Origin of the sequence: Pseudomonas putida, from assembly GCF_028682635.1 — a bacterium.
Classification (GTDB): domain Bacteria; phylum Pseudomonadota; class Gammaproteobacteria; order Pseudomonadales; family Pseudomonadaceae; genus Aquipseudomonas; species Aquipseudomonas putida_AE.
The window spans coordinates 1-12,561 of sequence record NZ_JANHLK010000036.1 but is presented as its reverse complement, the minus strand read 5'-3'; the positions used below and the strand labels follow the sequence as shown (position 1 = coordinate 12,561).

Genomic DNA, 12,561 nt, shown 5'->3' with positions numbered 1-12,561 from the left:
CTATTCACGCCAGGCTGCTTGCAGACGCCCAAGCGCCGCGCTGATCGCCGCCTCGGGCACCGCCGCAAAACCGAGGACCAGCCCCGCCCTCTGGTCCTCCGGTTCTTGGGAATCCGGCAACCAGTAGCTGCTCAGCCCGTTGATTTCGACGTCGACCCGGTCGGCTTTTTCGATCAGTTCACGCTCGCGGGCCAGGGAGTCGACCGCGACCGTCAGGTGCAGCCCCGCCGCGACGCTCGGCAGGCTGCCGACACCGGCGATGTCCCGGGGCCAACCCGTCAACAAGGTGTTACGGCGGCTCAATGCGGCGCGGCGCATGCGCCGGATGTGTCGCTGAAAGTGCCCGGCGGCCATGAATTCGGCCATCACCGCCTGGGTGCTGACCTCGGAATGACGCACGTCCACCGCTCGACGTTGCGAGAACGCGTCCACCAGCGCCGGCGGCAACACCAGATAACCCAGGCGCAGCGCCGGAAAGGCGACTTTACCGAACGTGCCGACGTACAGCACCCGTCCCTGCCGATCGAGTGCTGCCAGCGGCGCCAGGGGTGCGCCGCTGTAGCGGTATTCGCCATCGTAGTCGTCCTCGACGATCCAGCCGTTGGCGCGCTCGGCCCAGGCCAGCAACTCCAGGCGCCGGGCCAGGCTCATCACCACCCCCGTGGGGTACTGATGCGATGGCGTCACATAGGCCAGGCGACAATCGCCCAACCCCGCCAATGCCTGGCAATCGATGCCCTCGCTGTCCACCGCCACGCCGTGCAAGCGCGCGCCGGCCACCGCGAACGCATGACCCGCCGCGCGATAACCCGGGTTTTCAATCGCCACCCCGTCCCCCGGTTCCACCAGCAACTGCGCACAGAGGCTGATCCCCTGCTGCGCGCCACTGGTGATGACGATTTGTTCGGCGCTGCACTGCATGCCTCGGGAACTGCGCAAATACGCCGCGATCATCCCGCGCAACCGCGCGTCCCCTTCAGGTGCGCCATAACACAGCTGCTGCAAATCCGGTTTGCGCCAGAACGCCGCGTTCAGTTTGGCCCACACCTCGAACGGAAACAGATCGAACGCCGGCACGCCGACCCGAAACGCCCGGGGCGGACCACTGGGTGGCGTGGGCAAATGGTTGTTTTCGACGCGCCGCAACGCGCCGCTGTGGATGACCTTGTCAGGTACAACCACCGGTAGATCCAGCCATTGCGTCGGCGCTTTTTTCGAGGACTTCCTGACCGGCAACGACGCCTGGGGCAATTGCGCGACATAAGTCCCGTCCCCCACCCGCCCCTCGATAAACCCTTCGGCGTAAAGCTGATCGTAGGCGCGCACCACGCTGTTACGCGAGATCGCCAATGCCGCCGCCAGGTCCCGACTGGCGGGCAAGCGCGTACCACTGGCCAGTCGTCCGTCCAGCACCCTCGCCCGCAATGCCTGATAAAGCTGGCGACTCAGCCCCTGACGAGGGTCGAGTTGGATACCGGCCGGATTGAAGGACAAGGACAGCGACGCATTCGTCATGACAATGGACCCATGAAATTCGACGTTAATGGCTCTTACAACAGACCAATAGCCTGCCTAGGATGCAGGCATTCGCCAAGGAATATTTCCATGTATACGCCCAGTGGTTTCGCCTTCAATGATTTGCCCGAGCTGCAGCAACAGATCCTCGGTACCCGACTCGCCCTGTTGGTCACCCATGGCGAACAGGGTCTGCAAGCCAGTCACCTGCCCTTGCTGCTGAACACCGACGAGGGCCCGAACGGCACCTTGTACGGCCATTTCGCCAAGGCCAATCCTCAGTGGAAGGAACTGCAGAACGGTGCCGAAGCACTGGTCATTTTCGCCGGTGCCGATGCCTATGTGAGTCCCGACTTCTACCCGAGCAAGGCCGAGCACGGCAAAGTCGTGCCGACCTGGAACTACGTCGCCGTGCATGCCTATGGCAGCGCCGAAGTCTTCACCGACGCCGATCGCCTGCGCTCGCTGGTCAGTGCCTTGACCGATCGCCATGAAGCCGGTCGCGCCCAGCCGTGGAAAGTCGCCGACGCGCCCGCCGACTACATCGATGGCATGCTCAGGGCCATCGTCGGGTTTGCCTTGCCGATCCAGCGCCTGGAAGGCAAACGCAAGCTCAGCCAGAACCGCAGCACCGCAGACATCGCCGGCGTGCGCGAGGGGCTGGCCGCCAGCCCCGATGCCCACGACCAGGCCCTCGCCCACTTGATGCGTTAAGGAATCAGCATGAGTCAACTCGAAATCCGCCAGGTCAACGCCGAGGACCACGCCGCCTGGCTGCCGTTGTGGCAGGCTTACCTGCGCTTCTACAACACCGAACTGCCGGACGCCGTCAGCCAAAGCACCTGGCAGCGCATGCTCGACCCGAACGAGCCGACCCACGCCGCCCTCGCCTGGGCTGACGGCAAAGCAGTGGGCATGGTGCATTTCATTTACCATCGTTCAAACTGGAGCATCGAAAACTCGTGCTACCTGCAGGACCTGCTGGTGGTGCCGGAAACCCGAGGCACTGGCGTTGGCCGCCAGTTGATCGAGTTCGTCTACGCCACGGCCAAGGCCGACGGTTGCAACAAGGTGCACTGGCTGACCCACGAAACCAACGCCACCGCGATCCAGCTCTACGAGCGCATCGCCGAGCGTCCGGGTTTCATCCAGTTTCGCAAAGCCATTTAAGGTTCAAGGAGAACAGCATGTCGATTTCACTCGCCGACTGGAAAGGCGTCCCGGCCCCGACCGTCCAACTGATCGAAGGGCGCTTCATCCGCCTGGAAAGACTCGACCCGACGCGCCACGGCGACGACTTGTTCAACGCCCTGCAAGGCCCCGGTGCCGACCCGAAACTGTGGGACTACCTGCCTTACGGGCCCTTCCCGGAGCGCGGCGCCTTCAACGACTGGCTGAACAATCATGCCGCCAGCAGCGATCCCTATTTCTTCAGCGTGATCGACCGCGCCAGCGGCGAGGTGCAAGGCCTCCTCAGCCTGATGTCGATCGTCCCGGCCCAGGGCCGCATCGAAATCGGCCACGTGACCTTCGGCGCGCCGATGCAACGCTCACCGAAAAGCACCGAGGCGGTCTACCTGCTGGCCAAGGAATCCTTCGCCCTCGGCTACCGGCGCCTGGAGTGGAAATGCAACAACGGCAACGCCCGCTCCAAATACGCCGCCGAGCGGCTGGGCTTCAGTTTCGAAGGCGTCTTCCGCCAGCACATGGTGGTCAAGGGACAGAACCGCGACACCGCCTGGTATTCGATCATCGATTCGGAGTGGCCGGCGGTTGGCGCGGGGTTCGAGCGCTGGTTGAGTGATGAAAACCAGGCGGCTTCGGGGCAGGTAAAGGGGCTGGTGGAGTGTCGGGGGTAACTTGACCAGGGGGAAGGAAACGGCATTAACTTCGCCTTCCCGAAATAAATGATCACCATCGCCCCTCGCCACGTTCCAGAGGGGCTCTTGATTTACGGGTCATTTCCCGCCTGCATGATGACAAGGAAAACACATGTCGACGCTGGTCTATTACGTAGCCGCCACCCTGGATGGTTTTATTGCCACTCAACAACACAAACTCGATTGGCTGGAGAACTTTGCGCTGGGGGATGACGCAACGGCCTATGATGATTTTTATCAGACGGTCGGAGCGGTGGTCATGGGGTCGCAGACCTATGACTGGATCATGTCGAACGCTCCCGATGACTGGCCCTACCAGGATGTACCCGCCTTTGTCATGAGCAACCGGAATCGGTCAGTCCCCGCCAATCTGGATATCACCTTCGTACGCGGTGATGCCGGGGCCATCGCGGCCAGGGCCAGGCAGGCGGCGAAGGGCAAGAATGTCTGGCTGGTCGGTGGCGGCAAAACGGCAGCCTGTTTTGCCGACGCCGGGGAATTGCAGCAGCTGTTCATCACCACCCTTCCGATCATTCTGGGCTCCGGCGTTCCCGTACTGCCCGTTGACCGTGCGTTTGAAGTCGTTCTCAGAAAACAGCGGACGCTGCAGAGCGGTGCCATGGAATGCGTCCTGGACGTGAAAGCGGATTGACGGCACAGGGTTGCCAAGCCAGCGGACGACACCTGCAGGATCAGCCAAGTGACGGTCCTGCGAACTTTTCTCTGATTACCGGTCTATTTGGATAGGCACATCCGCTCGGCAAGTGCGAACCCGCAGCTTGCCGCAGCCGGATGGCCACACGACCAATTGTCAATCAGAGGTTGCCTTCGCGCATGAAATTCCATGACCCTCGGATGGTGCTCTTCGGCCTGTTCGCGTTCGCGGCAATGGGCTCGGCATCAGCCACACAGATAAAGCCCGCAACCCCTGTTTTCCCCACTGAAGTCACAGCCATCCAGGCGCCTGCCAAGGCCGCCGAGAACCCTTGGCCGACCTTGGCCAGTATGGCCGACAAGCAGCCTGGGCCATTGCTGGCCCATGACGACCGGAACTGGCACGATCATCGAGACGATTGGCGCCGGGACCAATGGCGTAGAGACCAATGGCGTAGAGACCAATGGCGCCGGGACCAGTGGCGTCGAGAGCAAGCCCGCCGGGAAGCGGAACGCCATCGTGATTGGGAGCGCCACCACCGGGATCGTGTCATGGGCCACCGCTACGACGACGATCGCCGCTACTATCGTCGCTAAATCAATCCGCCTTCAGGCCTGCCTCAAGGCGCCCTCGAACGCAGGCGTCAATCCCGACAACTCCAGCTTGCGCACGAAGGCGCCGAGACGCTCTTGCCTGTAGGCGTCCACGTCCAGGTCACGGTAATCGTAGAAACCCTGGCCATCGCGCAAGCCATTGCGGCCGTTTTGCATGTTGTCGGTTATCACCTGGGGCGACTCGAAACGCGGTGACAGTGCGCCGCTCAAGTAGCGCGAGGCGTAGTAGAGAATGTCGCCGCCGCCCCAGTCGATGAACTCCAGCAGGCCCAGCACCGAGAAGCGCAAACCGAAGCCGACGCGCACTGCGGTGTCGATATCTTCGGCGCTGGCCACGCCCTCTTCCACCATCCGTGCCGCTTCGTTCATCGCCAGTGCCTGGATGCGCGGCACGATATAACCCGCCACCGGATTGCACACCACGGGCACCTTGCCGATGCGCTTGAGCAGTTGCAGCAGCCGCTCGACCACCTGCGGGCAGGTCGCCTCGCTGCGGCTGACTTCCACCAGCGGCATCAGGTGCGCCGGATTGAGCCAGTGCGCGTTGACGAAGCGCTGCGGCCCGCTGACCATTTCGCTCAACTCGGTGACCAGGAAGGTCGAGGTGGTCGAGGCGATGATGGTCGATGCCGGGACATGCTCGCTGACCCAGGCGAAGGTCTGCTGCTTGACCTCGATGACTTCCGGCACGGCTTCGAACACCAGATCGCACCGGCGCAATGCCTCGGCGGCCCGGGACCTGGATTGCAGGGTCAACCGCGATAGCGCGATGTCCGCCTGTTCCGGCTGGAGCATGCCAAGGCGAACCAGCATCTGCAGTTCGCTGCGGACGTTGTTGCGCACGCGCTCGAAGTAGCCGTGGCGCTCATTCTCGGCGCGATCCTTGATGTCGATGAGGGTGACCGGCAGGCCCGCATGGATGAAGGCCAGGGCAATGCCCTCGCCCATTCGGCCGGCGCCGACCACGCTGACTTGCGGCAGCGCGGCGTTCATCGGTTGCAGCCCTCGGTCAGGAGTTCGCTCATCTGTGCTCGACTCAACCCGGCCAGGCCGAGGTTCTCCAGGGTGCGGCCCTCGGCGTAGAGATCACGCCCGGCGACGACCGAGGCAATGCTCAACAGGCCTTGGGCAATCGGGGTCGGCACACCGGCCCAGCGGCCGACGGACACCAGGAAGGACAGGCCCAGGCGGGTGTCTTCGAGCATGTAGCGATGTGTTTGCAGGTCGATGTCTTCGCGCCAGTCGCCGCTGTCGGTCAGCTTGCCATGGGCACCGCGACCGTACATCCACGCCTCGCCTTCGCTGCGGTTGTAGTGATCCGCCAGGGGAAAATGCGGTGCGCCGTAGGTCAGTGCTTCGCGCACGGCCATGCGCTCGGCATCGAGCTGGTTGGTGACGCGGCGAATCGATGGTTGGGTGCCTTCGTTGTGGATGTCCCAGGCCTCGAAATGCTCCAGGGGACCGGCATTCATCATGATCAGCGGCGGGTGGATGATGGGGCCCGCGTTCATCAGCGCACCGCTCAGGGCGTCTTCGATCGGTTCGACGCTCGGGTAGGCCTCGCGCAGCACGGCGAAGGCGTGTTCGGACAGGTTGCCGGGGAATACGCCCGTCGGCAGGCGGGTGGCGTAGCAACTGATCACCAGGTCGCTGGCGCCATGCTTGCGCACCAGGTACGGCAGCGTGCCGGTCTCGGCGAAAGCGACTTTGCTGCGGTTGCCCGCGCCGGCCATGGCCTTGGCGAACACGTAGCTGCCGAAGGTGCCCGGCGGCAGGAACACCACCTGACCGTCGCGCAGGTGCGGCGCCACCTGTTTGGCCAGGTCTTCGTGGGACGTCGAGGGCAGCGGGATGATGATCAGTTGCGCGTCGGCCAGGGCTTCAGCCAGGTCGTCGGTCAGCGCCAGCTTGTCCTCGGGTTTACCGACCGAGAGCTGACGAGTGCCCCGGTAGTCCTTGATGGTCAGGCTGCCGATCGCCAGCAGCTCCTTGAGCGCCGCCGAGTCGCGACGCCACAGGCGGGTCTGATACCCTTTCTCAGCCATTTCGACAGCAGCGGCATAACAGCCGTGTCCACCACCCAGCACGGTAATATTCATCGAGTCACTCCTCTGGTAAGAGACTCGATGCTATCGAGCGCTGCCGCCCCAGGCTTATCCGAATGCGCAGCCGACTCACGGATTGCGCAGAAGTCTCAATGCTTCTGTCGTCGCAGGGTGTCCGACGGCAGGCAGCCATAACGTTGCCGATAGGCACTGGAAAAATGCCCGAAGCTGTTGATGCCGTGGCGCAAGAGGATATCGGTGACGGTCTCAAAGGCGTTGCCCCGCTGCAGCGACTCGTGGACCAGCGCCAGGCGACGGTCTCGGATGTACTCCACCGGTGCCTGCTGGAGAAACTGCCTGAAGCCGTTCTGCAAGGTGCGCACCGAAACCCCACACAGCTCGCTCAGGGTCGCCAGGCTGATTGGTTGGTCAAGGTGTTCCTCGATGTAGTCACGGGCCTTTTTCACGTGGTGCGGCAGTGGCGCGCGGGAATCGTGCAACAGATCTGCGGAGTAGTTATGCGGCAACTGGGTGAGTAGCAGTTGCATCAGGTAGTCGGACAGGCCGCTGGCGAGGCGCGAGCCGTCCACGCCGCTGCCGTACAGCCGGCAGATGTAGTCCAGGGTGTGATAGAGGCTGACGACGCCGGCGCCCAGATGATCGACACTGACATCGAAGATCACCGATTGCCGCAGGCTGCGGCCGAGCAGATGTTGCAATTGCGTCTGCAGGGCATCACGGTCGACGCGCAGGATCAGGTTGCGGCACTCGCCATCGGTGACGATGCGGCTTTGCGCGTACGGCGAGGACACGCTCAGGCAGCCCGACTGCATCGCCGCGCTGCGCCGCCCGTGGGCCACCTGGCAATGCCCCTGCAAGGTGATGCGAAACAGGTACTGATCGGCAATGTCGCCGATGGTGATCTCCACCGGCGCGCCATAGCGCAAGTCGAGCAGCGCCGAAGTGCCGAAGAACACGCCGTTGAGCCGGGTATGAATCGGCTCGTCACGCAGCACGTTGAAACTGTGCGGGCACAGGTAGTGGCTGACCTTGTCCTGGATCTCGCGGCAGTCGGCCGAGCAGAGCAGGCTGTGCCGTTCCAGCAGGTGTACGTCATTCAACATCAGAGACTCTCCTGACCTGAAGCGGATCGACCCCGCGCCGTCTAAACGCAGCGGGGTCGTTGCACCGACATATTCATGTCATGCGTGGGTCGGGTACTCCCGGGCATAACTTTCGCGGAAACGCCGGCAACCGCGCCACAGCAAAAGCACGGTCAACGCCGATGCACCGGCGATCACCAGCGACATCGAAGAGCCCACTGCTGCTGGCGATCCGAAGTAGCGATCGGTCAACAGCGCCACCAGCGTTGTGCCCAGGCCCAACCCCAGCAGATTGCTGATCAGCAGGAACACCGCCGAGACCTGTGCGCGCACCTGGTTCGGCGCGAGGATCTGCATCGCCGCCGTTGAAGCCGGCATCGGGAACGAGGCGAAGAACATCGCCGGCACCAATAGCGTCACCGACAGCCACAGTTGATCGACTTGCGGAAACAGCACGGCCGGCACCGCCATGCCCAGGGCGCCGATCACGCCGGTGCGCATCGCGGCATCCTGGTGACCTTTCTTGGCCTGGTAATCGGTGAGCCAGCCACCGAACAGCACCCCGGCGGTGTTGGCCAGCAACAGCACGGTGCCGAGCATGTAGCCCGCTTCCATCGGGGTCAGGCCGAACTTGCGGATGTACAGCGCCGGGCTCCAGCTCATCATGCAGAACAGCACCATGGCGTAGAACGAAAAGCCCAGGTAATGGCAGGTGAAGGTGGCACGGTGGCGCCCGAGAAAGCGCAGGCCATCGCTCATTCCAACCTTCTTGGCCCTACCCTGCGCATCGACCTGCAGGCCCTTGCGCGCAGGGTCGCGCACGGTGAGCCAGATCAGCAGGCCGACCACGATGCCAGGCAGACCGACGATGAAGAACGCCAGTTGCCAGGCCTTCATCGCACCGAGAAAAGCCACCTCGATGGTGTTCATGTCCTTGAGCATGGCGATCACATAGCCGCCCACCAGGAAGGCCAGGCCACCACCGACGAACGAGCCGATCGAGTAGATGCCGACGGCGCGTCCGAGTTTCTCCTTGGGGAACATGTCGCTGAACATCGAGTAAGCCGAGGGCGACAGCGCCGCTTCGCCGACGCCGACGCCAATGCGCGCGAGGAACATGTGCAGGAAGTTTTTGCTCAGGCCGCAGGCGGCCGTCGCCAGGCTCCAGAACACCACCCCGACGGCAATGATCTTCGGCCTGGAGAAGCGATCGGCCAGGTAGGCGATGGGCATGCCCATGAAGGCGTAGAACAAAGAAAAGGCCAGCCCGTGCAGCAGGCTGAACTGGGTGTCGCTGATCTGCAGGTCGGCCTTGATCGGCTCGATCATCAGCGCCAGGATCTGCCGATCCACGAATGAAAAGATGTAGGCGATCATGCACAGGCCGACCACGTACCACTCGTAGATATAGGTTTTCTTTTTCTGTTGTTGCAGGACCGCATTATCGACCTGGATATTCACTAGTGTTTGCTCCTTCTGGAATCCGCTCATGGGCGCAGCGCGCCGGGTGACGGTGCGGGGCGCACCGACTGGATAGTTGCGGGGCAGATGCAAAGGACAATGGGTTCGAACATGGTCAGGCCTCTTATTGTTATGGGGGTAGGCACGCTTACCAGAACTTCCAGGTGTAGGTCGTGGCGACACGGAACTCGTTGTAGTCGTAGCCGTACTTCTGTTTCACATCGATGTTGCGCAGGTCCAGCCCGAGGCCTGCCAGCGCCCCGCTCTGCACCACGTAGCTGAGCCCCAGGAAACGTTCGCTTTCCTGGTTGTCGCTGAGGTTGCCGCCACGGTCCCAGTTCGTGCCCTTGATGTAGCGGGTATAGAACTTCAGCCCAGGCATTCCCATCCCGGCAAAGTCGTAGCTGTAGCGTGCGCCCCAGGATTTTTCATCCGGGCGGACAAACCCCAGGGACGACCAGTGCACCAGGTAAGGTTGCGGGATATAGCCGTTCATGGTCGGGAACACGCTGTCACCGAGCATGCGCTGGTAACTGAGGCCAAACATGTGCGCGCCCTTGAGCAGGGAGAACAAGGCACCGTAGGAACGGTTGTCGATTTCACCGTTCAAGGCACTGCCGTCTTCATTGTTATTGAAGTAGCGCAGGTCGGTCTTGAGTTTGTAGCCATTACCCAAGTCGGCCATATGCATCAGGCCGAAATAGTGCTGCTGATAAATGTCGTGCAACACGCCGTAGAAATAACTGGCTTGCAGGTTTTTACTGATGTCGTAAGTAACGCCGCCAAAATCCAGGCCGTCACTGTCCAGGTTATCGGTGGAACCAAACTTGTAGAGCTTCTCGTGGTTGGAAGACTCCCGGGTCACCGCAGACCAGAAACGGCCACCGGTCAGCGTCAACCCATCGACCTCCTTGGACTCGACCACCGCCCCTTGGTAGATGGTATCCAGCTGCCGACTGGTGTCATCGAATGCCACCGGCAATTGCGGGCGAAGGTCACCGACTTTCAACTCGGTCTTGCTGTAGCGCATCTTGAAGGTGGCACCGGCGCGACTGTAGTCATCGGCCGTCTGCTGCTCGCTCACGCTATAGGGCAATGAACCGTCGTTGCCCGACGAGTCCAGGCGCACGGCGTATTGCGCATCCACATCGAGGCCGATGGCCAAGGCCGTGTCGGTATACCCGGAAGTAAATTGCGCATCGAAACCCTGGGACCAACTGTGGACTTCGGAAACCGGTGCATCGGTGTTGGTGTAGTTGCGATGCAAGTAGAAGTTGCGGGTGTCCACCTTGAAGTGACTGTCATCGATGAGATCTGCATGGGACGGCGAACAGATCATCCCCAACACGCTGGCAATACCGAGCCCACGGCAAGACTGCTTTACCTGATACATCCAACATCTCCACATCTGTATGTGCCTGGGCACTGTATTTATAGGAGCAGTGTCAAACGAAGAACAAAACGCTTTCTTGTTGTTATGGCGCCAGGCGAGCCCGATGGAACAATCCACTACGACGGCACGCCTCAGGTGTACGCAAGGTAAGCGAGTAGACGCCGCGCCGGTATCAAGACGAACAGCATCCGAAGGGGGGAAATCTCCAACGCGGCTAAAGTTTTCCCTTAGTCGATCCTGCGCAGCCGGCCATCGCGGATGATTTTCCGGGCGCCTTGTTTACGCATAGGCGTAGCTGCCGTAGCTCGGTAAACTGCTCGGCAAGCTTGTCGGGGTAATTTTTTCAATTCAGGAATAAACGTGACCAAATCTATTGAGGACAATGCGTCTCTCGAGTCCTTTTCTCTTGAGAGTCCCTCCCCCCTGTATGCGCGGGTCAAGCAGATCATCATGCAGAAGATTCGCTCCGGTGCCTGGCTGCCCAATTCCAAGGTGCCGTCTGAAAGCGAATTGCTGAATTTGCTGGGGGTCAGTCGCATGACCATCAACCGCGCCTTGCGCGAGCTGACCATTGAAGGCGCGCTGGTGCGCATGCAAGGGGTTGGCACCTTCGTGGCGGAGCCCAAGGGGCATGCTGCGCTTTTCGAGATCCACAACATCGCCGAAGAAATCGAGGCCCGGGGTCACGAGCACCGCTGCGAAGTGATCGTGCTCGAGGAGATGCCGGAGCGGGCCCGCGCTTCCATGCCCTTCCCCCTGGAGGGGGTCAAGCGCCTGTTCCATTCGGTGGTGGTGCACCACGAGAACGGTGTGCCGGTGCAGATCGAAGAACGCTTCGTCAATGCCGAGGTCGCACCCGCTTATTTGCAGCAGGACTTCACCCAGGTCACGCCCTACGCCTACCTGATCCAGTTGGCCCCGCTGACCGAAGGCGAACATGTGGTCGAGTCGATCCATGCCAAATCCGCGGAGTGCAAGCTGTTGCAAATCAAACGGTATGAGCCGTGCCTGTTGATTCGCCGCCGTACCTGGGCTGCCAAAGGCCAGGTCGGTTGTGCGCGGCTGGTGTATCCCGGTTCGCGTTATCGCCTGGAAGGCAAGTTCGGCAACTGATTTACCCGTCGAGCGGCCCCCGCTTGCCGCTCGACAAGGCTGTTGTTGCAGACACTCTGCAGGGCTGTTACTGCCAAGGCCAAATGTGGCAAAAAAGTGACATTCCAGCGTTTCCTTTCGCACAAAAGTGTTACGAGATGCTCACCATCGCAGCAAACTTTTTCAAAGTTGCAACAGAAATTTGATCAAGCTCTGCGTTAGTCAAGTTTTCTCTGTTTTGATAAGTATCTGATTCAAATCGATTTATCACCTTTCTAGAATTTTTCTGCGGCCGCCAGATCGGATTTTGGCCCTTCACTTGCATTCACTTGTACATACAGGTTGGTATAAGCATACATGTACATCCTTGTTTGCCGATGCCACGCCACTGACCGCTGAATGAGGAGAACGCCATGACCACTAAGAACACACGCCTGCGTGATGTTGAAATCCGCGCTGCCCGCGGTAACAAGCTGACCGCCAAGAGCTGGCTGACCGAAGCGCCGCTGCGCATGCTGATGAACAACCTCGACCCGCAAGTCGCCGAGAACCCTAAAGAACTGGTGGTTTACGGTGGTATCGGTCGTGCGGCACGTAACTGGGAGTGCTACGACAAGATCGTCGAGAGCCTGACCCACCTGAACGACGACGAGACCCTGCTGGTGCAATCCGGCAAGCCGGTCGGCGTGTTCAAGACCCACGCCAACGCCCCGCGCGTACTGATCGCCAACTCCAATCTGGTACCGCACTGGGCGAGCTGGGAACACTTCAACGAACTCGACGCCAAGGGCCTGGCCATGTAT

The 12,561-nt window shown here is 61.3% G+C and carries 12 protein-coding genes and 1 pseudogene; 7 read left to right on the top strand and 6 right to left on the bottom strand.

Going from position 1 to position 12,561, the window contains the following annotated elements; translation table 11 throughout:
- The gene (locus tag NPS56_RS28040; protein ID WP_274077658.1) at window positions 1–1,515 is read right to left on the bottom strand and encodes a PLP-dependent aminotransferase family protein; all 1,515 of its coding nucleotides are present in this window, start codon (window positions 1,513–1,515) and stop codon (window positions 1–3) included.
- 90 nt (window positions 1,516–1,605) lie between these two features.
- Here NPS56_RS28040 and NPS56_RS28035 point away from each other — a divergent pair, with 90 nt between their 5' ends.
- The 5 genes from NPS56_RS28035 to NPS56_RS28015 all read left to right on the top strand — a co-directional run bounded on the left by NPS56_RS28035 (window position 1,606) and on the right by NPS56_RS28015 (window position 4,646).
- Window positions 1,606–2,229 (top strand): FMN-binding negative transcriptional regulator, encoded by a 624-nt coding sequence (locus tag NPS56_RS28035; protein WP_274077657.1) that lies wholly within the window; start codon window positions 1,606–1,608, stop codon window positions 2,227–2,229.
- 9 nt (window positions 2,230–2,238) lie between these two features.
- The gene (locus NPS56_RS28030; protein WP_274077656.1) at window positions 2,239–2,685 is read left to right on the top strand and encodes a GNAT family N-acetyltransferase; all 447 of its coding nucleotides are present in this window, start codon (window positions 2,239–2,241) and stop codon (window positions 2,683–2,685) included.
- Window positions 2,686–2,702: 17 nt separating this feature from the next.
- Window positions 2,703–3,374, top strand: a complete 672-nt coding sequence (locus NPS56_RS28025) for a GNAT family N-acetyltransferase (protein WP_274077655.1) — start codon at window positions 2,703–2,705, stop codon at window positions 3,372–3,374.
- Between the two features lie 133 nt (window positions 3,375–3,507).
- A complete protein-coding gene (locus tag NPS56_RS28020) occupies window positions 3,508–4,047 on the top strand; it encodes a dihydrofolate reductase family protein (RefSeq protein ID WP_274077654.1) in 540 nt (179 codons plus the stop codon).
- A 182-nt stretch (window positions 4,048–4,229) separates the two neighbouring features.
- Entirely contained in the window at window positions 4,230–4,646 is a 417-nt protein-coding gene (locus NPS56_RS28015) for a hypothetical protein (protein ID WP_274077653.1), read from the top strand.
- A 12-nt stretch (window positions 4,647–4,658) separates the two neighbouring features.
- Here the strand turns inward: NPS56_RS28015 and NPS56_RS28010 are convergent, their stop codons facing one another.
- From NPS56_RS28010 to NPS56_RS27990, 5 genes are all read right to left on the bottom strand, one after another.
- Complete coding sequence (locus tag NPS56_RS28010; RefSeq protein ID WP_274077652.1) at window positions 4,659–5,657, bottom strand: 3-hydroxybutyryl-CoA dehydrogenase; 999 nt, start codon at window positions 5,655–5,657, stop codon at window positions 4,659–4,661.
- Window positions 5,654–6,763 carry an NAD/NADP-dependent octopine/nopaline dehydrogenase family protein gene (locus tag NPS56_RS28005; protein WP_274077651.1) on the bottom strand — a complete coding sequence of 370 codons (1,110 nt, stop codon included), beginning with the start codon at window positions 6,761–6,763 and terminating at the stop codon, window positions 5,654–5,656. The genes NPS56_RS28010 and NPS56_RS28005 overlap by 4 nt, the downstream gene beginning before the upstream one ends.
- Before the next feature lie 95 nt (window positions 6,764–6,858).
- The gene (locus NPS56_RS28000; protein WP_274077650.1) at window positions 6,859–7,833 is read right to left on the bottom strand and encodes an AraC family transcriptional regulator; all 975 of its coding nucleotides are present in this window, start codon (window positions 7,831–7,833) and stop codon (window positions 6,859–6,861) included.
- A 78-nt stretch (window positions 7,834–7,911) separates the two neighbouring features.
- Entirely contained in the window at window positions 7,912–9,273 is a 1,362-nt protein-coding gene (locus NPS56_RS27995) for a spinster family MFS transporter (protein ID WP_274077649.1), read from the bottom strand.
- 148 nt (window positions 9,274–9,421) lie between these two features.
- Entirely contained in the window at window positions 9,422–10,666 is a 1,245-nt protein-coding gene (locus tag NPS56_RS27990) for an OprD family outer membrane porin (protein ID WP_274077648.1), read from the bottom strand.
- A gap of 360 nt (window positions 10,667–11,026) precedes the next feature.
- Here NPS56_RS27990 and hutC point away from each other — a divergent pair, with 360 nt between their 5' ends.
- Entirely contained in the window at window positions 11,027–11,779 is a 753-nt protein-coding gene (hutC, locus tag NPS56_RS27985; protein WP_274077647.1) for a histidine utilization repressor, read from the top strand.
- A gap of 392 nt (window positions 11,780–12,171) precedes the next feature.
- Window positions 12,172–12,561, top strand: a pseudogene (locus NPS56_RS27980) (urocanate hydratase); the annotation flags it as partial.

What these genes read in the sequence shown, in the direction of transcription:
- NPS56_RS28015 (WP_274077653.1), top strand. Translation starts at nt 4,230, where the DNA reads ATGAAATTCCATGACCCTCGGATGGTGCTCTTCGGCCTGTTCGCGTTC.
- NPS56_RS28020 (WP_274077654.1), top strand. Translation starts at nt 3,508, where the DNA reads ATGTCGACGCTGGTCTATTACGTAGCCGCCACCCTGGATGGTTTTATT.
- NPS56_RS28005 (WP_274077651.1), bottom strand. Translation starts at nt 6,763, where the DNA reads ATGAATATTACCGTGCTGGGTGGTGGACACGGCTGTTATGCCGCTGCT.
- NPS56_RS28035 (WP_274077657.1), top strand. Translation starts at nt 1,606, where the DNA reads ATGTATACGCCCAGTGGTTTCGCCTTCAATGATTTGCCCGAGCTGCAG.
- NPS56_RS28040 (WP_274077658.1), bottom strand. Translation starts at nt 1,515, where the DNA reads ATGACGAATGCGTCGCTGTCCTTGTCCTTCAATCCGGCCGGTATCCAA.
- NPS56_RS27990 (WP_274077648.1), bottom strand. Translation starts at nt 10,666, where the DNA reads ATGTATCAGGTAAAGCAGTCTTGCCGTGGGCTCGGTATTGCCAGCGTG.
- NPS56_RS28030 (WP_274077656.1), top strand. Translation starts at nt 2,239, where the DNA reads ATGAGTCAACTCGAAATCCGCCAGGTCAACGCCGAGGACCACGCCGCC.
- NPS56_RS28025 (WP_274077655.1), top strand. Translation starts at nt 2,703, where the DNA reads ATGTCGATTTCACTCGCCGACTGGAAAGGCGTCCCGGCCCCGACCGTC.
- NPS56_RS28010 (WP_274077652.1), bottom strand. Translation starts at nt 5,657, where the DNA reads ATGAACGCCGCGCTGCCGCAAGTCAGCGTGGTCGGCGCCGGCCGAATG.
- NPS56_RS28000 (WP_274077650.1), bottom strand. Translation starts at nt 7,833, where the DNA reads ATGTTGAATGACGTACACCTGCTGGAACGGCACAGCCTGCTCTGCTCG.